Annotated in this window: 19 protein-coding genes; 11 read left to right on the top strand and 8 right to left on the bottom strand. The window is 60.7% G+C overall.

Annotated features, from left to right (window positions below):
* Positions 1-12: 12 nt before the first annotated feature.
* Complete coding sequence (locus MJQ68_RS05085) at positions 13-891, top strand: alpha/beta hydrolase (RefSeq protein WP_238749938.1); 879 nt, start codon at positions 13-15, stop codon at positions 889-891.
* An 85-nt stretch (positions 892-976) separates the two neighbouring features.
* Here MJQ68_RS05085 and MJQ68_RS05080 read toward each other — a convergent pair whose 3' ends face one another.
* Positions 977-1777 (bottom strand): queuosine precursor transporter, encoded by an 801-nt coding sequence (locus MJQ68_RS05080; RefSeq protein WP_238749937.1) that lies wholly within the window; start codon positions 1775-1777, stop codon positions 977-979.
* 56 nt (positions 1778-1833) lie between these two features.
* Here MJQ68_RS05080 and MJQ68_RS05075 point away from each other — a divergent pair, with 56 nt between their 5' ends.
* Together MJQ68_RS05075 and MJQ68_RS05070 are read left to right on the top strand one after the other, a co-directional pair.
* Positions 1834-2778, top strand: coding sequence for an L-threonylcarbamoyladenylate synthase (locus MJQ68_RS05075; RefSeq protein WP_238749936.1), 945 nt, complete (start codon positions 1834-1836; stop codon positions 2776-2778).
* Positions 2779-2824: 46 nt separating this feature from the next.
* The gene (locus MJQ68_RS05070; protein ID WP_238749934.1) at positions 2825-3253 is read left to right on the top strand and encodes a hypothetical protein; all 429 of its coding nucleotides are present in this window, start codon (positions 2825-2827) and stop codon (positions 3251-3253) included.
* Here MJQ68_RS05070 and MJQ68_RS05065 read toward each other — a convergent pair.
* Positions 3250-3498, bottom strand: a complete 249-nt coding sequence (locus MJQ68_RS05065; RefSeq protein ID WP_238749933.1) for an acyl carrier protein — start codon at positions 3496-3498, stop codon at positions 3250-3252. The genes MJQ68_RS05070 and MJQ68_RS05065 overlap by 4 nt on opposite strands.
* Positions 3499-3686: 188 nt before the next feature.
* Between MJQ68_RS05065 and MJQ68_RS05060 the strand changes: the two genes are divergently transcribed.
* On the top strand, positions 3687-4406 hold the full coding sequence (locus tag MJQ68_RS05060; RefSeq protein ID WP_238749932.1) for an LOG family protein: 720 nt from the start codon (positions 3687-3689) through the stop codon (positions 4404-4406).
* Here the strand turns inward: MJQ68_RS05060 and MJQ68_RS05055 are convergent.
* The 3 genes from MJQ68_RS05055 to thyA are packed head-to-tail and all read right to left on the bottom strand — an operon-like array spanning position 4403 to position 7179.
* The gene (locus MJQ68_RS05055) at positions 4403-5767 is read right to left on the bottom strand and encodes a DUF2254 domain-containing protein (protein ID WP_238749930.1); all 1365 of its coding nucleotides are present in this window, start codon (positions 5765-5767) and stop codon (positions 4403-4405) included. The two genes, MJQ68_RS05060 and MJQ68_RS05055, sit on opposite strands and share 4 nt — an antisense overlap.
* Positions 5768-5796: 29 nt before the next feature.
* On the bottom strand, positions 5797-6270 hold the full coding sequence (locus MJQ68_RS05050; protein ID WP_238749929.1) for a YkgJ family cysteine cluster protein: 474 nt from the start codon (positions 6268-6270) through the stop codon (positions 5797-5799).
* Between the two features lie 3 nt (positions 6271-6273).
* Positions 6274-7179 (bottom strand): thymidylate synthase, encoded by a 906-nt coding sequence (gene thyA / locus MJQ68_RS05045; protein WP_238749928.1) that lies wholly within the window; start codon positions 7177-7179, stop codon positions 6274-6276.
* A 100-nt stretch (positions 7180-7279) separates the two neighbouring features.
* Here thyA and MJQ68_RS05040 point away from each other — a divergent pair, with 100 nt between their 5' ends.
* Together MJQ68_RS05040 and MJQ68_RS05035 are read left to right on the top strand one after the other, a co-directional pair.
* The gene (locus MJQ68_RS05040) at positions 7280-8098 is read left to right on the top strand and encodes an SDR family NAD(P)-dependent oxidoreductase (protein ID WP_238749926.1); all 819 of its coding nucleotides are present in this window, start codon (positions 7280-7282) and stop codon (positions 8096-8098) included.
* 59 nt (positions 8099-8157) lie between these two features.
* Positions 8158-8808, top strand: coding sequence for a DUF2911 domain-containing protein (locus tag MJQ68_RS05035; protein WP_238749925.1), 651 nt, complete (start codon positions 8158-8160; stop codon positions 8806-8808).
* 5 nt (positions 8809-8813) lie between these two features.
* Here the strand turns inward: MJQ68_RS05035 and MJQ68_RS05030 are convergent, their stop codons facing one another.
* Positions 8814-9776: a hypothetical protein gene (locus MJQ68_RS05030; RefSeq protein ID WP_238749923.1), complete on the bottom strand. Its 963-nt coding sequence runs from the start codon at positions 9774-9776 to the stop codon at positions 8814-8816.
* A gap of 72 nt (positions 9777-9848) precedes the next feature.
* On the opposite strand from MJQ68_RS05030, the gene MJQ68_RS05025 reads away from it, so the two are divergent.
* Genes MJQ68_RS05025 through MJQ68_RS05010 form a run of 4 tightly spaced genes read left to right on the top strand, consistent with a single transcriptional unit; the run spans position 9849 to position 12855 of the window.
* On the top strand, positions 9849-10616 hold the full coding sequence (locus MJQ68_RS05025; protein WP_238749922.1) for an SDR family NAD(P)-dependent oxidoreductase: 768 nt from the start codon (positions 9849-9851) through the stop codon (positions 10614-10616).
* A gap of 3 nt (positions 10617-10619) precedes the next feature.
* Positions 10620-11039, top strand: a complete 420-nt coding sequence (locus MJQ68_RS05020; protein ID WP_238749921.1) for a DUF1622 domain-containing protein — start codon at positions 10620-10622, stop codon at positions 11037-11039.
* 23 nt (positions 11040-11062) lie between these two features.
* Positions 11063-11395 carry a DUF3140 domain-containing protein gene (locus tag MJQ68_RS05015; protein ID WP_238749920.1) on the top strand — a complete coding sequence of 111 codons (333 nt, stop codon included), beginning with the start codon at positions 11063-11065 and terminating at the stop codon, positions 11393-11395.
* Between the two features lie 47 nt (positions 11396-11442).
* Positions 11443-12855 (top strand): adenylate/guanylate cyclase domain-containing protein, encoded by a 1413-nt coding sequence (locus MJQ68_RS05010; protein ID WP_238749919.1) that lies wholly within the window; start codon positions 11443-11445, stop codon positions 12853-12855.
* On the opposite strand, the gene MJQ68_RS05005 is transcribed toward MJQ68_RS05010, so the two are convergent.
* Together MJQ68_RS05005 and MJQ68_RS05000 are read right to left on the bottom strand one after the other, a co-directional pair.
* On the bottom strand, positions 12813-14015 hold the full coding sequence (locus MJQ68_RS05005; RefSeq protein ID WP_238749918.1) for an RsmB/NOP family class I SAM-dependent RNA methyltransferase: 1203 nt from the start codon (positions 14013-14015) through the stop codon (positions 12813-12815). The two genes, MJQ68_RS05010 and MJQ68_RS05005, sit on opposite strands and share 43 nt — an antisense overlap.
* 4 nt (positions 14016-14019) lie before the next feature.
* The gene (locus MJQ68_RS05000) at positions 14020-16518 is read right to left on the bottom strand and encodes a M14 family zinc carboxypeptidase (protein ID WP_238749917.1); all 2499 of its coding nucleotides are present in this window, start codon (positions 16516-16518) and stop codon (positions 14020-14022) included.
* Positions 16519-16628: 110 nt separating this feature from the next.
* Here MJQ68_RS05000 and MJQ68_RS04995 point away from each other — a divergent pair, with 110 nt between their 5' ends.
* Positions 16629-17705, top strand: coding sequence for a hypothetical protein (locus MJQ68_RS04995; RefSeq protein WP_238749916.1), 1077 nt, complete (start codon positions 16629-16631; stop codon positions 17703-17705).
* Positions 17706-17713: the final 8 nt, after the last annotated feature.

Here is a 17713-nt window from a genome sequence, read left to right as displayed (position 1 = left end):
TATCTTGTCCCCATGTACTGGCTTCTCCTGCTTCTTCCCGTACTGCTGTTCTTGGCGCTGCGCAGCTGGCTGCCCGAGGCCATCGTGCGCCCCCGCCGCCGCCTGGGCAACCTGGACCCCAGCGATCTGGGCTTCCGCTTCGAGGGGGGACTGATGCGCACCACCGAGGGCATCGATCTCAGCTATTTCTACGTGCCTGCCACCGTGCCCGCGCGGGGTAATCTGGTCATTCTGCACGGCAAAGACAGCGCCAAGGAAGTATACCTGGAGTACCTGCCCCAACTTGCCCCCTTCGGCTACAACGTACTGCTCTTTGACGCCCGCGCCCACGGGCGTAGTGGCGGACAGTTCACCAGCTTCGGCTTTCATGAGTGGCAGGACGTGGTACAGGCGGTGCGCAAGCTGCGCTACCTGGGCGGTGACCTGCCCACCGGGGTGTTCGGCCACAGCATGGGCGGCGCGGTAGCCCTGCGTGCGCTGGCCAGTAGTGACGAGATCGACTTCGGTGTGGTGGAAAGTGCCTTTACGCATTTAGGGCAAATCATCAACCTCTACGCCCGCCGCCTGACCGGGCTACCACTACCCCGACAGCTCACTGACACGGTGCTCGATCACAGCGAGCGCCTGGCCCGCTACGTTCACCGGGAGGTACACCCCCTGGAAGACGCACGTGCCGTACAGCAACCTACGCTGATCATCCACGGCGAGCAGGACCAGCGCATCGACGTAGATAACGGCCGCCAGCTTTACGCCGCCCTGGGCAGTCAGGTCAAGGAACTCTACATTATTCCCGGGGCCGGGCACGACAACATCACCGAGATCGGCGACGATGGCTACTGGTGGCGGCTGCGGGCGTTCCTGGCTACCGTTACCCACAGTTTGCATCCATGAGCGTTCCCACACGGGAGGAAAGGGAGGGGATAGCCCGCTATAGTGATGGGTGACGGACTACCATCCGACCTGGCCTGCCGCCCTGCTACTCAGTCTCTTCCGCGGCTAACCCACGACCCAGGTACCGATCGATCACCCCGTGCAGTACATAGATCACCGGCGTCAAGCCCACTGCCATCACGAACTTAAATACATACTGCACCGTAGCCACCGCCAGGATACGCGGCCAGGGCCAGGGCTCGGTCACTCCTCCGAATAGTTCCGGTCCGAGTTTAAACGCTACGTAGAGTACTACGAAGCTATCCACCAGCTGGCTCACTACCGTAGACCCGGTAGCGCGCAGCCACAACTTACCCTGCCCGGTGCGCGCCCGGATGCGGTGAAATACGTACGCGTCCGTCAACTGCCCGATCAGAAAAGCCAGTAGCGAGCCCACGATGATGAACAGGCCCTGACCGAACACCAGCCGGAACGCGGCCTGGCTATCGGGCACCCCCTGCACCTGCGCCCCCGCCCGCCACCAATCGGCCGGACTGAGCTGAATGGCCGCGAAAATCATCACAAAGGCATAGCCGATCAGGACGACCGTAAAGTAGCTCAGTAGCCGCACGCCCCGCTCCCCGTAGTACTCGTTGAGCAGGTCGGTGATCACGAAGACGACCGGCCACAGCAAAACGCCGGCGGAAAATTGTAGCGCCCCCAGCTCACCGAAGAGGTTGAAGTTCCAGGGAGCGATACCCAGCGTATCCTCCAGGGCAAATATCTTCACGCCGATCAGCTCCGCTACCTGCGCGTTGGCGACGAAGAAGCCGGCCAGGAAAATAAACAACCTGCTGGGTCGGTGACCCACCACGTCAGTCAGCGGAGGAAGGGACGGTTGGCGCACAAGCTAGGGGTGAAGAACGAAGATAGTACCCGGATTAAGCTTACTATTGCCGGTCCATGTCCGCCCCGATCGCCACTGACCCCGCCGAAGCCGCCCGCCGCCTCATCACTGGCCAGCTCGTCGCACTACCCACCGAAACCGTTTACGGCCTGGGCGCCAATGCATTAGACGTAGTGGCCGTAAGTAAAGTATTCAGTGCCAAGAATCGTCCGCACTTCGACCCCCTCATCCTGCACCAGGCTACTGCCGATCGTATCCTCACTTACGCCCATTCGGTCCCCGACGCCGCTCAGGTGCTGGCCAGGGTCTGCTGGCCCGGCCCCCTGACCCTGGTGCTCCCCCGCCGGACTGAGGTGCCCGATCTGGTCACGGCCGGTCTGCCCACCGTAGCCTTGCGCGTGCCGGACCACCCCCTCACGCAGGCGGTACTCCAGCTGGTTGACTTCCCGGTCGCGGCTCCGAGCGCTAATCCCTTTGGCTACGTTAGTCCCACCACCGCCGCCCACGTAGCCGCCCAGCTCGGTGAGCGGGTAGACTACATCCTCGACGGCGGTCCCTGCCGGGTCGGCCTGGAGAGTACGATCGTACGATTCGACGGTCCGGAGGTGGTCGTACTGCGCAAGGGCGGCACCCCGGTCGAGCAGTTGGAGGATGTGCTGGGCCACCGCGTGCAGGTGCAGACCCAGAGTAGCAGCCGGCCGCAGGCTCCCGGTATGCTGATGAGCCACTATTCGCCCGGCATCCGGCTAACTTTAGTGGCGCGGGCGCAGGTGCGGGGTACGGAACGCTGTGCGGTGGTCTGCTTCGGCGCGGATCGCCCGAGTGGACCGCATACCTTCAATTTATCACCCAGCGGCTCGCTACAGGAGGCGGCCCAACGGCTATTCGGGGTACTGCGCCAGCTAGCCGATGGGCCGTATACCGAAGCTAGCGTGGAGCTGGTACCGGAGACCGGCCTGGGGCGGGCCATCAACGACCGGTTGCGGCGGGCGGCGGTATAACAATCTGCGGTCTTTCCTGTTTCGGGAAGTGCAATTCCTTCAGCCCATGCGTTTCGTGTTCCTGCTCAGCCTACCCTATCTATTCTTCGCCTGTGGCAGTGATGCCGCCGAGCTGCCCGAAGAAGCCACCACGCAGCTGGAAGGCCGCTGGGAGCTGGTCGAGGCGCGGCGGGATAATGTAAAAACGGGTGTCCTGGACGGCCTTTACCTCGACTTCGGGTCCGACGGCGCCTTCACCACCAACCTGCTGAGCGAGGACAACGAGCCGCAGCGTGGGAGCTACGTCCGGGAAGGCAACGAACTATCCACCAGCGGCGTGATGGTACCCCTGGACTATGAGGTGATCGCGCTGGAGGGTGATATCCTGTCGCTACAGTCGCGCTACGAAGGATTCATTTTCAGCTTTTTGCTGCAGCGCGCCCCGCGTGGGGGGGAGATGAGTGACGGTGATGCCGATCCGGCAAGCGAGGATTAGCGGAGGAAGAAATGCTGCAGGTCGCCGACAGTCTCTATCTGGCTGGCTTCCTCCTCGGTGAGGTAGTATTCGAGGCGGCGCTCCAGGCCGGCGATGAGTAGCTCGACGTCCATGGTGTCCAGAAAGAGATCTTCGCGCAGACGAGTGAAGCCGTGCAGGCGCTCACTCGGTAGCTGGAGCTCGTTGCTTAATTGCAGTAGAAAGGCGCTGCGGGTGGCTACGGCCTGAGGAGATAAGGTAGTCATCTAGTGTTTGTTAGGCCGCCAGAATGCTGGCGCGAGTTAGAGAAGCGAATATTCGCTGGAAAGAACGACGGGCCGGGGGGTTGCGTTGCCTAGCGGTCAAAATATATTCGTAAGGCAACCGTTTTGGTCGTTCAGGCATTGTCTTCCGGCGGCGCGTTTGTACCCGCCTCGTTTAACCGACCTACTATATGAGTGATTTTAACGGGCTGGATCGCCACGCCCCCCGCCGCTGGAATACCGCCCCCTTTGGGGAAGACAGCTGGACCATGTTTAAAGTGATCAGCGAGTTCGTGGAAGGCTTTGAGGTGATGAACCGCATCGGCCCCTGTGTAAGCATATTCGGATCGGCCCGGACCAAGCCCGACCACAAGTACTACAAGACGGCCACCGAGATCGGTCGGCTACTGGTCCGCCAGGGCTATGGCATCATCACGGGCGGCGGCCCCGGCATCATGGAAGCTGGCAACAAAGGCGCGCACGATAGCAAGGGGGCCAGCATCGGCCTCAACATCGACCTGCCCTTCGAGCAGAGTAGCAACGCCTACGTAGATGACGACAAGGACATCGACTTCCGGTACTTCTTCGTGCGCAAGGTCATGTTCGTGAAGTACGCCCAGGCCTTCGTCTGCTGCCCCGGTGGCTTCGGCACGATGGACGAGCTCTTCGAGGTACTCACCCTCATTCAGACCAAGAAGATCACCCCGGTACCGGTCATTCTGGTGGGTACCGACTACTGGCAGGGCCTGCGGCAGTGGATTTTCGATACGATGTCGGAACGGGAAAAGACCATCAGCCCGGCTGACATGGATCTGCTTCCCCTGGTCGACACCCCGGAGGAAGTACTGGCCATCATTCAGGAATTTTACGACGAGAAGGGCGGGCGCCTGGCACCGAACTACAAGCTCTAGGACTGCGCCGCATCGGCGTTGACCTCCCGCAAGGCGTACGTACGTCCCTTGAGCTGAGCCAGATGGTGTATTGCGCGCCGGTGCACCCGTATGTCCCTGGCGATCAGTGAGCGATCGCGCGTGTTGGGTATGTTGCTGCGGGCGTCCTCGAGGAGGGCCCGAATTTCTAGTAGCACGCTCCGGGTGTAGGCCAGAGAGGTGCCCGCGCGGTGGAGCAGGTGGTAGAGCATCTGAAAGAGCGCCCGTACTACCAGTGGGTCCTCCTTGGCATAGCGGCGCATCTCCTGCATGAGGGCAGCCAGGATGTCTTCAAAATTGTGCCGCACAAACCACACGTCGCCGCCCTCCTTCGCCCGAAAGTAATTGTGGAAGGGTGTATCCATCATGCGGATGAGCACCTCCGTCTGCCGATCGATCACCATGATTGCGGTGCCGGGGTCGTTGATGCCGGGGGACATGGCCTTGAGCGCGATCTCCGTCAATTGCTTTAGGTTCGGCAAGTACCAGTCATCGAATTGATCCCGGATGGGGGATACGGTGGTCAATACCCGGTCGATCTGCTCTTCGTCGAGCAGCTCCTTCGACTGTAGAAGGGGCTGTCCCTCCGGTACGTACTGACCCTTACTCACCCCTATGTAGAACGTAGTATCGTATGCGTGGCCCAGCTTGGAGAGCGCCCGGTGATTCACCACCCCCAGGTAGCCCGAAATGGGTGACATGATGGGATACCAGCTGCGTACCCCGGCCGGTATGCTGCCATCGGAGTACCCCGCGTCGCCGAGATCGCGTTCGTCCTTCAGTCCGTCGATAGTGTCCTGGGCGGAGGCATCCACAATGCTATCTACCTGGATCTTTTTGGTGATGGCGGTCACGAAGTATACGAACAGGCACAGGCAGGTGATACCGAGGATCGTGCAGATAAGAATAGAGAAGTTCGGGATCTTAAAATCATCGCTGCTCCGGATGGATAGAAGCACCGTGATGGTCAGTACGATCGTAGCCAGGTTGAGGCCCATGACAAACTGCAGGGCGCGGTCGCCGGTGAGTTTGGGCAGTAGCCGGGGGCTGTAACTACTGGCTACCTGATTGAGCAGGATCATGATCTGCGAAAACGTGAATACCGTCAGCGTAATGAGCCCACCGATGAACATACCCAGGATGGTGCGGGCGGTGTCCTGACTGGTGATGGCCAGAGCCGGGAAGGTATCCTGCGTCCACTTACTGATACTCGTAGCATTCTCCAGCCAGAAGAACAGGAAGCCGAGCAACACGGACGCCACGATCATGGGTACGGGAAGGAAGGCCACGCTGCGTACGGCCTGCTTCATGAACGTCTGAAGAATACGGTATAACTGCTGCATAGAATGGGAAGAGATAGCGGACTCCCGGTCTACCGCAGCCGCCGCAAAATCTGTGCGACGGCGGGGCACACCAGGGTATTACGTAGCGTCAACGGCAGGATTTGCAGCATGTTCTTGCGATCGGTATGGGGATACTCGCGGCAGGCCCGGGGCCGGGCGGCGTACACCGAGCAGTAGTTGTCTGGACCGAGGAAGGGGCAGGGGGCTACGTTCAACACATAATCACCCTCGGCGTCCAGGTGTAGGTACTGCTCCACCAGTTCACCCGGCCGTATTCCCAGATGCCTCGACAGCCGGTCGATGTCGATGTCGCGGAAGATTGGACTGGTGGTTTTGCAGCAGTTCGCACAGCTCAGGCAGTCGATCTCGGCGAAGGCCTCTTCGTGCAGGGCGTGGATACGGGTATCGAGGTCCTTAGGAGGTCGCTGCCGCAGGCGGCTGACGGCCTTACGGTTCGCTTTGTAGTCGGCGGCGGCGTGCTTTAGTGCGTGTGGTACGTCCATCGGCTAGACTGCGATCGGCGCTCGGATAGCCGGCCAGGGATCGTAGGCATGCAGCGTAATGTCGTCGTAACCGAGCGAGAACAAGTCGGGTGCATTTTGGGCAATCTGCACCGTCGGCAGCGGGCGCGGCGTGCGGCTGAGCTGCTCGCGGGCCTGCTCCAGGTGGTTGCTGTACAGGTGTGCATCCCCGAGCGTGTGGACGAATTCACCGACCTCCAGTGCGCACTCACGCGCTACCAGCTGCGTGAGTAGAGCGTAGGAGGCAATATTGAATGGCACGCCGAGAAATACGTCCGCCGAACGCTGGTACAGCTGGCAGCTCAGTCGGCCGTCCGCTACGTAGAACTGAAACAGCGTGTGGCAGGGCGGCAGTCCCGCCTTGGCCATGGCCGGGATCTCCTCGGGGTTCCAGGCGGTGACGATGTGGCGGCGGCTATCGGGTGTTGCTTTGATGGCTTCGACTACGTCGCGCAGCTGATCCACGCCGTTGAAGTCGCGCCACTGTTTGCCGTACACTGGTCCCAACTCCCCCCACTGCTGGGCAAATGCCTCATCACCGGCGATGCGGTCGACAAACTCCTTGAGGGCGGCCTTCCAGGCGATACCGTGTTTAGGAAGATCGGCGGCCTGACCGGTTTGTTCCAGGTAGTGCTGAAACGGCCATTCGTTCCAGATCCGTACACCGTTCAGTACCAGGTAGCGGATGTTGGTATCGCCGCGGATGAACCACAGCAATTCGTGCACGACGCTTTTCCAGTGCACCTTTTTGGTGGTAATGAGGGGGAATCCCTCGCGGAGGTCGTAGCGCGACTGGTAGCCGAACACGGATAGGGTACCGGTACCCGTACGATCGCCCTTGGGCGTCCCCGTGGCGAGGATATGGCGCAGCAGGTCGTGGTAGGTCTTCATGGTGTCACGTGGAATTGGGCGGAAGATAAAACTATAATTACGGATTGGCTCTTTACACTACCTCACCTAGCGGCCCCCTAGCGGCCATCAAGCTTACCCTATGGATTTCCAAGTATTTGACGGCAAGACCGCGATCGTAACCGGTGGCGCGGCGGGTATCGGTTTTGGTATCGCAAAGTACCTGATCGAAAACGGCGCGACCGTAGTGGTCAATGACATCAGCGAAGAGCGCACCGCACAGGCGGTGGAAGAACTCAATAGCCTACACATCGGTAAGGCGGTCGCCTACGTCGGCGATGCGGGTAACGTAGACTTCATCTACCGCATGGTCGAGTTTGCGGCCGGTCTTCCGGACAGCCGGCTAGAGATGGTGGTGGCCAATGCGGGCCTGACCGAGTTCGGCGACTTCTTCACCTTCAGTGAGGAGAGCTTCGATAAGGTGGTCGGACTGAACCTCAAAGGCACCTTCTTTCTGGCGCAGGCCACCGCGCAGCAGATCAAGGCCCAGCGGTCCGGGGGACGGATCATTCTCATCGGCTCCAACGTCGGCAACCGGGCGTATCACAACCTGGCAGCCTACGGTATGACCAAGGCCGGTATCGCCATGCTAGCCCAGCAACTCACGCTCGATCTCGGCCCGCTGGGGATCACGGTCAACTGCGTCTCCCCCGGTGCTACCCTCACCGAGCGTACCCAGCAGGAAGAACCCGACTACGCCGGTGTGTGGGCGAAGTTGAACCCCACCGGCCGCGTGGGCCTGCCCGAGGATGTGGCCGCTGCCGTGGGCTTTCTACTCAGTCCGGCCGCTAGTCACATCACCGGGCAGCAGCTGCTGGTAGACGGGGGTTGGACGGGCTATGCCCCGTCCCCCTTCTTCGTCAGTCGCGTACTGGACCAGGAGAAAAAAGAGATCAGTTAGCCCACTTTCCCTCCCTTAGGACGTTTATGTAGCCAATTCCACATCAAACCACCTTCTACATGACACGCTACCTGTTTACCGGCCTACTCTTCAGTGGCCTCCTGCTGACTACCAGTTGCAATACTCCATCCAACGGCACCTCCACTACCGACAACACGACGGAGGAGCCCGACACCGTCATGCCAAGCGGTACGGACGACATGGCGGATAACACCATGGGTGGGGAGAACTACACCGTCACCGTACTCGATACTACCATCAAAAGCCCCCGCAAACAGCTTAAGGGTACCGTGGATGGCGTCGACGTAACCATCAACTACGGTAGCCCTTCCGTTAACCAACGCACCATTTACGGTGATCTGGTCCCCTACGGTAAGGTCTGGCGAACGGGTGCGAACGAGGCCACGCGAATTACTTTTGCACAGGACGTCAAAGTAGGTACCGAGGGCACTGAACTGGCTGCCGGAACCTACTCGCTCTTCACGATGCCCAACGACAAGAACGACTGGACCATCATTTTCAACAAAACGGCCGAGCAGTGGGGTGCCTACGACTATGCCGAAGGCGACGACGTCGCCCGAGTAAAGGGTACGGCTACCGAACTGCCTAGTCCGGCCGAGAAAATGGATTTTGCCCTGGAAGGCAGTGAGGTGACCCTCATGTGGTCCGACCTGAAGGTGAGCTTCCCGGTCTCCGCCGCCGCTAAATAGTATCCCTACTTATCGCCGCCGCCGTCCTTCACCCGACTGCTGTCAGGACGGCCCAGCAGATCACGCCCCCCGCCCGGTAATGGTACCTCGCGGGGGGCTTCTTCGTAGGTATGGGTGAATACCTGGGCGTTTTCCCGCCACATTCCGTCTTCCCCCAGCACGAGGAGGTTGTAGCTACCGTCTGGCATATTGACCGGTCCCTCGCCGTAGTTGCCGGGTACCATGAGGAGGTTCTCGTACACGATTCCACCTAACTCGGCATCGTAGCGCAGAGCCATAGTGGCTTCGGCCCCGTACACCATGATCATACGGGCACGGTCGAGTAACAGTAGGTCAGAGTCGGTATAGGTGTGGAAGACGGGCAGTCCGAACACCGCCTTACCCGCTTCGTCGAAGTGCAGGACGTCAAGCACCTTGCGCCGCCGGTACGCCTCGTAGCTGTCGTAGCCCAGGACGAAGTAGTACGACCGTCCATCGTACGTCCCCCCCGCTACAATGGTATAGACCACGTAGCCTAGCCAGTTGCTGGCGCCCACTACTGCATTCTCCGGGTTTTTCAGCCAGCCGTCACCCCGGTCGACGAGTGCTTCCAGTTCAAGCTGTTTGCTATTCTTTTGTACGGCGCCGTAGTGGCGGTATCCATCGCGGTCCACCATCAGCTCCCAGCTGAATATGCGAAAGCTTCGGTCCGGTGCGTACTGGATACTCAGTCCCGGCAACTGGTCGAAGGGGTAGGCGAAGGAGTTCGGTCGGTCCAGCGCGGTGACCAATTCCCGGATGAGGTCCCGGCAGGCCTGGAAGCGGACCTCGGCGGAGCTATCGGTGTAGACCGTCTCCACCAAAATGGCCATGCGCAGCTCGGCCTCCTGGAGGGCCTGCTGATCCTTCCTAGCTAGGGTACCGGCCTGCCCCCAGCTACAGAGGGAGCTGGCCAGCAGGAGGAAAACGAACACGAGGCGGTAGTACATAGCTTATAGGGTGATACCGCTAAGACGCCTAGCCCCCCCGGATAGTATGACGAGCCCACCAACCTTTACACTATGATAACAGTCGACTTCAGCAATCGCACCGCCCTGGTCACCGGCAGCAGCCGGGGGGTAGGCCGGGCTACCGCTACCCTACTCGCGCAGGCCGGTGCACGGGTGTGTATCCACTACCACAGCAGTGCAGCTGAAGCAAAGCTGTTGCAGGCTTCGCTACCCGGGGCGGGGCACGCCGTACTGCAGGCCGATCTGTCCGATCCGCAGGCGGCGCGGCGCCTGGTCGATAGCGCGGTAGCTAAACTGGGCCGGGTGGATATTCTAATCAATAATGCGGGGATCTTTCAGCCGCATCCCGTGGACGGTAGCATGCCCTTCGATACCTGGCTGGCTACCTTTCAGCAGACGCTCAATACCAATCTGGTCGGTCCCGCCGCAGCGGCCTTTCAGGTCATCCAGCACATGCGCCGCCGGGGGGGTGGCACCATCATCAACATCGGAAGCCGGGGAGCGTACCGTGGGGAGGCCGGACAGGTCGGCTACGGAGCTGCCAAGGCCGGTCTGCATAGCCTGAGCCAGAGTCTGGCCCGGGAGGTAGGTAGTGATAATATTACCGTACACGCCATCGCTCCGGGTTTCATCGAGACCGCCATGGCCCGTCCGCACTTGCAGGGTGAGGCCGGCGAGGCAGTCCGGGCGCAAAGTCCCCTCAATCGCGTAGCGACGGTAGAGGAAGTGGCCCGCGCCGTACTTTACCTCGCCAGTCCGGAGGCCCGCTTCACTACCGGTAGTGTACTGGATCTGAACGGAGCCAGCTACCTGCACTAACTTATGGAAGACCACTTTTACGAACAGGCCGAGGGCTATATCTACCACTTCGCGGAGTACGTCAAGCTAGCCGTAGAACTCTGCGGCGTACTGGTGATCGCCTGGGGAGTAGTGATTGCCCTGTGGCTTTACGCCGGTCGGATCTTCACCCGCACGGAGCAGGACTTCGTAGCGCTACGGCTGACCCTGGCCCGCTACCTCATCGTGGCACTGGAATTTCAGCTGGCGGCGGACATCATCAGCACCGCCATTGCGCCGGGCTGGGACCAGATCGGCAAGCTCGCCGCCATCGCAACAATTCGCACCGTACTCAATTACTTTCTCGAACAGGAAATCGACGCCGAGGTCGAAGCCATAAAAAGCGGCGACCGGGAAGCCTTCGAGAACCGCATGGAAGATGCGGCCGACGAATCAGCTAACTAACCTTAATCTATATTCCCCCCACCATGGCCGATAAATCACACGAAGAGATCTACCAGGAGTTCAAGGACGTCGTCAATATGGCGCCTCAGGAACTGGAGGACTGGCTACAAACCGAGGAGTCTAAGTCCGTGGGCGACACCAGCGGCAGCGACAAGGAAAGCACGGGACACAAGAGCGGCAAACGGATCATCGAGATCAAACGTACTAAAAAGGCCGAGTTGACCGACGACGACTATAAGCACATGAATAAAGTAGTCGGCTACGTGCACCGTCACCTGGCGCAGAAACCGAAGCAGGCCGAGGGCAGTGACTGGGCGTACAGCCTCAAGAACTGGGGCCACGATCCCACCAAGTAACACCCCCGCACAACCGGCCTCCCGATTCTTACCGTACGTTGTACCTAATGTTGCGTACTACCCTGCTTCTACTGCTCCTTGGCCTCGCACCTGCGCTCTCCGCCCAGACCCGCTACGACGGACAGATCGCGGCCATCGAACAGATGATACGTCAGGGTAAGTATGCCCTGGCCCGCGCGCAGAGCGAGGCCCTGATGGAGTCCGGCCAGCAACAGCGACTGCCCGACGTGGAGGCGTACGGTAACTACCTGCGCGGCCGGGCCCTGCTCGAAGACTCGCAGGCGAAATCTACCGATCGCATCGAGGGCGTGAAGGCCCTGCGCGCAGCATCGACAGGCTTTCGTACGGCGGGAATGAATGCTTCGGTAGACTCCATCACTGCCCGTCTTCAGCAGATCACGGGGTCGGATACTATGGGCATAGTCCGCCTACCGGACCTACGCACGCTGCGCGGCGGGCAGCGACCAAAACAACGAGAGGACGAGCTCAATCAGAGCGCGCTGGGAGCGATCGTAGCCCTGCAAAACCGCGAGATCGAGGCGCTTACGGACACCCAACTCCGGCAGCTGCTGCGGATCCAGAAACAGGATCTTTCCATCGACAGCTTCCGGTTTAAGGCCCTCAACGATAGCTTCGCGCTGATGCAGCAGGATATGCTGCTAGAGGAGCAGCGGGCCCTGACGCAGGAAGAACGACAACGGCGCAACTTCTTTATCGTCCTGGCGCTGGGCGTACTCGTCGCACTCGGTCTGCTCTACTTGCGGTACCGCTCCTCGCAGAAATTCCAGCAGCTGCTCAGCGAGAAGAATAGCCGGATCGAAGAAGAACAAAAGCGTTCGAATGATTTGCTACTCAATATTTTACCTTCATCGGTTGCAAAAGAACTCAAGGACAGCGGTAAGGCCACCGCGCGCCGCTTCGAGGAGGCTACCGTGTTCTTCTCCGACTTCGTGGGCTTCAGCAAGATCGCCAGTCGCACCGAGCCGGAGGAACTGGTGCGCATGCTCGACGAAACATTCCGGGCCTTTGATGAGATCACCGCGCGGCATGGACTGGAAAAGATCAAGACGATCGGCGATGCGTACATGTGCGTCTGCGGCTTGCCGGAGCCCGATCCCGATCACGCCGCCAAGACCGTGCGGGCCGCGCTGGAGATGCAGGAGTACCTGAAGAAGAAGCAACTATTTACCGCCCGCATTGGCATCCACAGTGGTGAAGTAGTAGCCGGGGTGGTGGGGCAGCACAAGTTTGCCTACGACATCTGGGGAGACACCGTCAATCAAGCCGCGCGGCTGGAAGCGGCCGGTACTCCGGGGGAGGTGACCGTAAGTCAGGCTACCTGCGACCGGCTGGATAAACGCTTCCAGTGCACGCATACCGGCACCTTCGATGCGAAGAATATCGGCATGATGGACCGCTACTCCGTTAAGGACATCCGGCTCACAAAGAATCCGTCGTAGCCATCGCGCTGCGGCAGGTAGCTCTGACTGTACTCCAGCGTCCAGCCCCGTCCGGCGTCGGAAGCCAGGAACTGCGCTACCTGCTGCTCATTCTCACGCGGTAGCACGCTACAGGTCGCGTACACCAGCTTACCACCGGGCTTGACCATGCGGCTGTATCGGCTAAGGATATCGGCTTGCTCGGCTACCACGCGATCGATCACGTCGGGGTACAATTTCCATTTGGCGTCCGGATTGCGGCGCAGTACACCCAGACCGGAGCAGGGTACGTCGAGCAGTACCCGGTCGGCCTTGCCGGTGAGTCGTTTGGTGATCTTAGTGCTGGTGATGGGGCGGGGCTCCATATTCGTGACCCCGGCACGGCGGGCGCGGCGCTTAAGCTCGTCCAGCTTCCAGCCGTGGATATCGAGACTGAGCAGACGGCCCTTATTCTCCATCAAAGCCGCCAGGTGCAGGGTTTTGCCGCCGGCTCCGGCGCAGGCGTCGATGACCAGTTGCCCGGGCTCGGCCTCCAGGGCGGGGGCGGCCTGCTGACTGCTGAAATCCTGTAGCTCGAAGAGTCCGTCGCGGAAGGCCTGGGTGCGAAACAGGTTCTTGCGTTCGGTCACGCGCAGGGCGTCGGCGTCGAGGAGCTCGGTGACGATACCATCGGCAGCTAGGGCCGTTTGCACTTCGGTAGGGCTGGCCTTGAGTCGGTTGGCGCGCAGAACGACCGGTGCCTGTTCGTTGAGGGCAGTCAGGGTGGGTGCCCAGTCTGCGCCCAGTTGCTGTTCGCCCAGCTCGTCGAGCCAGTCGGGAATGCTCTCGCGCAGTACGCGCTCGGCCCGCGCCGCGCCGAGGTCTTCCTGGAGGTCGGCCATATTCAGTCCGGCAAACTCGCGCCAGTTGGGCAGTACGTGACCCTGCAGCAGTAGGTGTACGCCGACGAGACGCCAGTAATCGGACTTCTCGCGCGGTTCCCCCCCGGCCAGGTGAGCGTAAAGACGATAGTAGCGCACCACGCCATAGGTATGCTCGGCGATAAAGGCGCGGTCCTTGCTTCCCCGCCGCTTGTCGGCCTTGAGGATGCGGGCGATCTCGCGGTCGGCGTAGGTACCGTTTTGAAAGATATTTTGCAGGGCTTCGGCGATGGCGTCGACCTGTGCGGGGTAGAACTTCATAAGGTTATTCTGCTGCGGCACCGGAGATGGTAGAGCCAAAAAAGATGGCATTCATAAACAGTCGGTTGCCGCCGTACCAGAAGCCCCGGAAATTGGGGTTGCTGGCGAAAGAGATCGTACGGCCGCCGTTAACGCCGCACACGATGATGGCCGCCGATCCGGCGGCCGAGTCCGCGAAGCTGCGGGGACTGTAGCCGCTCACCAACGGCGCGTCGGTGTAGCGTAGGGGGGTGGCGTAGACGTTCTTCGCCGGCTCGTAGAGCAGCGTACCCGTACGGAACACCGGCATCTCCTCCCGCTGAAGACCGAAGAGTAGCGGATGAGTCAGATCGCCCGTAGCCTGGTAGATGGATCCGCCCAGCACGCGGCCGCTGCGGTCGCGATAGGCCTTTTCGTAGGGGCGCTGCGTGATGCTGGAGTCGGGGTTTTCCACCTTGCGGGTAGTGATCTCAGCCAGTCCGTTCTTCGCCGCCCAGGTGCCGGCGCGTTCGATGGTGATGAACACGTGGTCGCTACCCATCCACTCCTGCAGGGCGGTGGCAACGTCCTCGTGGAGGTTGTCGTAGCGGCCATCCGGCATCACGATCGTATTGTAGCGGCTCAGGTCGGTTTCGGCCACCTCATCGATGGGCAGTTTGGTGATCGGTATGCCGAAGCGTTGGTCGAGCAGGTGCCAGATCTCCCCGGCGTCCAGGCTATTGGTGCCGCCTTCTACCAACAGAGCGATCTCCGGCGTGCGCAGTGTTTGGTAGGCCGAGCGGGAGCCGAACATGAGCCCGCCCGCATCGACGGTGCCTCCGCCAGCGGGAATGAAGTCCAGCCCCGTTTCGTTCTCTATCTCAGTAATGAGCGTGTGCAGTTCCTCCACCGTCATGTCCTGACCCACTACCGGGATCATCGCCGTACCCCTGCCGAAGCTGTTTTGTCCGTCGCCGGTAGCGAAGGGCTGGTCACTGACCTTAACGCGCACGCCGGCCGCGAGCAGTCGGTATACCGCCTTAGCGGAGTAGTAGTCGTTAGCAGGGAGTAGGTATGCGTAGGTCGCCGCCGCGTGGTCTACGGCGGGCAGTGCGGCCGCGGGATCGTAGTCCGTCCAGTCGCGTCCACCCGGCACGCCCCCGCTCACCTCGCTGTACGGCAAATTAAAGGCCATCGGCAGCGAGAAGGTGGATACGTCGTAAAACAGACTGTCCTCAAACTCCAAGATGGGCTCGAAGGCCGCCTCCGAAAAGGGGGTTTTTGGTACGTAGTAGGCCTCGCCGTCGCCGCCCGTGCCACGCTGTACGGGCAGATCGTGGCGTGCCAGGATGTTGGCCAGCTCCCGCGCGCGGCCCGGATCGCCGTCGGCATCGATGACGTAGCCACTCTGCGTTACACCATCCAGATTAAAATCGCGCTGGTAGGTCAGCAGTTCGTTGCGCAGTTCCCCAAAGGCCTCCAGGGTACTCAGGGCGGTGGTCACCTGGTTGCGCACCGTGAAGGGGAAGTCGAGCAGACCGTTCTCCGTCTCCTGCAGGTGCCCCCGCGAGCTGGCCTGCTCGAACAGAATTCCGACCGTACCGTGGATATCGGGGTAGGTAGAGCCCTTGCCGTAGTAGAAGTCGTCATACCCCTCCCCACTGTAGTACAGCGAGCCAATCTCGTCGAGAGCCGCGGCGTGGTAGGTACCGATCCTGGCCGTCAGCTCCTGATTGATCTTCGGGGTGCTGGGGTGCACCCGCGTGGGCTCACCGGGCATGAAAAAGAAGGTGGCGTCCTTACCCATCTCGTGGTGGTCGGTGAGCACGTTCGGCTTCCAACGGTGGAAGGCCGCAATACGGGCCCGACTCTCGGGGTGCTGCACGGGCAGCCAGTCCCGGTTGAGGTCGAACCAGTAGTGGTTGCTCCGCCCGCGGGGGTAGGCCTCGTTGTACTCCCGGTCGTTGGGGTCGGCGGTCAGCGTCTTGTTCTTGTGGCTGTTCACCCAGCTGGCGAAGCGGTTCATTCCGTCCGGATTATAGGCGGGGTCGAATACCACGATGTTATTCTCCAGGAAGGCTACTTCGCTCAGGGGAGCGGCGGCCAGGTAGTAGGCGACCAGCGGCGCGGCATTGGCTCCACTGGGCTCGTTGCCGTGGATCGAGAATCCCTGATACAGTACGGCGGGCACCTCCTCCAGATCACCGTCGCTCAGTCCCCCGTCGGCCAGGTTCCAGTTCAGGTGACGCTGCCGCAGCTCCTCCAGTCGGCCGTGGTTCTCCGGACTCGTAAAGATCAGGTTCAGCAGCGGACGATGCTCGTACGTCCGCCCGATCTCCATCAGTTCGATCCGGTCGCTACTGGCCGCCAGGAGCCGCATGTAGGCCTGCTGCAGGTCGTGCGAGATGTGCCAGTCCCCGATCTGGTAGCCCAGGAAACTCTCCGGGGTGGGGATGCTGGGGTCGTACTCCAGATCCGGCAGGTAGTAGGTTAGGGGGCGATCGGCCTCACTAGTAGCACTCTGGGCGCGAACGCAGGTGCACAAAGTAAGTACTAAGAGCAATGAAAAGTAGCGCAAATTCGTCGGTTTAGTAGTTCGTCGGAAAGTTACGCTGCATAATCCAGCTAGCCTTCCATCACCCAAACCTCACTTTTGTGATTCGTCTGACTTTTCTATTTCTTCTCCTTCTACACACACTCACCACCCAGGCCCAGCTGCGGCGGGGCGACCAATTCATCACGTTCGGAGGCGGCACCTCATCCGCCCTTAGGGTCATGGACCTTCCCCTGGCCTCCGATCTACTGGGACTGGGCCGTTGGGGTAAGCCTGCCGCCCTCAGTGTAGCAATCTCACCGACCTACAGTACGCTGGCGACCGACTGGCTGGAAGTCGGCCTATCGGTAAGTGCAGTACGCGCCGGTGGTGGGGGGTCAACTACCCTGGCCATCAACCCAGCTGCCCGCGCCTACTTTACCAATTCCGCGGGCGGTAGTCTGTTTGTAGGAGCCAGTGTGCTGTATCTGAATTCCACTCTGCTGCCTACGCGGAGTCAAGTAGCCTTCGTGCCCAGCCTCGGCGCTAGTCTATCCGCTGGATCTTCGGTGCGAGCCGTGCCTGAAATCGCCCTGCTCTCCTTTGCCGACACCCCTAATCAACTGAGCATCTCACTTGCCGTTCAGTTCCTCCTGAACGGACCCCGCGATACCACAGCCTCCGTGTTCCGCTTTGAGAAGGGCAGCGTGATGCTGGGGAGTAGCGTGAGCGGTCTATCCACGGAACTGCGGCAGAACGGTGGACTTGCCCTCAGTCTGACGCCGGAAGTCCATTACTTCATTTCCGAATCCGCCGCCCTGGGCTTTCGCGGCAAGTACAGCAGAAGCCGCCGGCCCCATAGTCGGAACCGTGCCCGAGCAGCAGATTATACGCTGGCCGGCGGACTTTCCCTGCGCCTCCTTCCCAAGAATACCGGTCGGTTTATACCCTTTCTGCAGTTCGGCGCCAACTACAACCGGACCAATCAGTACGACGACTCCTCCATCTACGGGAGATATGGCACGGTCCGCAGCTACGTTTCCTACGATATAGCACTGGGGGCGCTAATCTTCCTACGCCCCGGCATCGCCCTGGAGACCGGGTTCACGTTTACCACCACTGGTCGGTCTGCCTACGCGGTACTGCCCAGCGATGACAATGTGCTCGGTTTCACCCTGGGGGGACGGTTTTTACTGTAGCGATAGCT

The organism is Neolewinella maritima, from assembly GCF_923081025.1.
Lineage (GTDB): Bacteria > Bacteroidota > Bacteroidia > Chitinophagales > Saprospiraceae > Neolewinella > Neolewinella maritima.
This window is presented reverse-complemented; position numbering and strand designations above follow the sequence as displayed.

What these genes read in the sequence shown, in the direction of transcription:
- MJQ68_RS05085 (WP_238749938.1), top strand. Translation starts at nt 13, where the DNA reads ATGTACTGGCTTCTCCTGCTTCTTCCCGTACTGCTGTTCTTGGCGCTG.
- MJQ68_RS05075 (WP_238749936.1), top strand. Translation starts at nt 1,834, where the DNA reads ATGTCCGCCCCGATCGCCACTGACCCCGCCGAAGCCGCCCGCCGCCTC.
- MJQ68_RS05070 (WP_238749934.1), top strand. Translation starts at nt 2,825, where the DNA reads ATGCGTTTCGTGTTCCTGCTCAGCCTACCCTATCTATTCTTCGCCTGT.
- MJQ68_RS05065 (WP_238749933.1), bottom strand. Translation starts at nt 3,498, where the DNA reads ATGACTACCTTATCTCCTCAGGCCGTAGCCACCCGCAGCGCCTTTCTA.
- MJQ68_RS05060 (WP_238749932.1), top strand. Translation starts at nt 3,687, where the DNA reads ATGAGTGATTTTAACGGGCTGGATCGCCACGCCCCCCGCCGCTGGAAT.
- MJQ68_RS05055 (WP_238749930.1), bottom strand. Translation starts at nt 5,767, where the DNA reads ATGCAGCAGTTATACCGTATTCTTCAGACGTTCATGAAGCAGGCCGTA.
- MJQ68_RS05050 (WP_238749929.1), bottom strand. Translation starts at nt 6,270, where the DNA reads ATGGACGTACCACACGCACTAAAGCACGCCGCCGCCGACTACAAAGCG.
- thyA (WP_238749928.1), bottom strand. Translation starts at nt 7,179, where the DNA reads ATGAAGACCTACCACGACCTGCTGCGCCATATCCTCGCCACGGGGACG.
- MJQ68_RS05040 (WP_238749926.1), top strand. Translation starts at nt 7,280, where the DNA reads ATGGATTTCCAAGTATTTGACGGCAAGACCGCGATCGTAACCGGTGGC.
- MJQ68_RS05035 (WP_238749925.1), top strand. Translation starts at nt 8,158, where the DNA reads ATGACACGCTACCTGTTTACCGGCCTACTCTTCAGTGGCCTCCTGCTG.
- MJQ68_RS05030 (WP_238749923.1), bottom strand. Translation starts at nt 9,776, where the DNA reads ATGTACTACCGCCTCGTGTTCGTTTTCCTCCTGCTGGCCAGCTCCCTC.
- MJQ68_RS05025 (WP_238749922.1), top strand. Translation starts at nt 9,849, where the DNA reads ATGATAACAGTCGACTTCAGCAATCGCACCGCCCTGGTCACCGGCAGC.
- MJQ68_RS05020 (WP_238749921.1), top strand. Translation starts at nt 10,620, where the DNA reads ATGGAAGACCACTTTTACGAACAGGCCGAGGGCTATATCTACCACTTC.
- MJQ68_RS05015 (WP_238749920.1), top strand. Translation starts at nt 11,063, where the DNA reads ATGGCCGATAAATCACACGAAGAGATCTACCAGGAGTTCAAGGACGTC.
- MJQ68_RS05010 (WP_238749919.1), top strand. Translation starts at nt 11,443, where the DNA reads ATGTTGCGTACTACCCTGCTTCTACTGCTCCTTGGCCTCGCACCTGCG.
- MJQ68_RS05005 (WP_238749918.1), bottom strand. Translation starts at nt 14,015, where the DNA reads ATGAAGTTCTACCCCGCACAGGTCGACGCCATCGCCGAAGCCCTGCAA.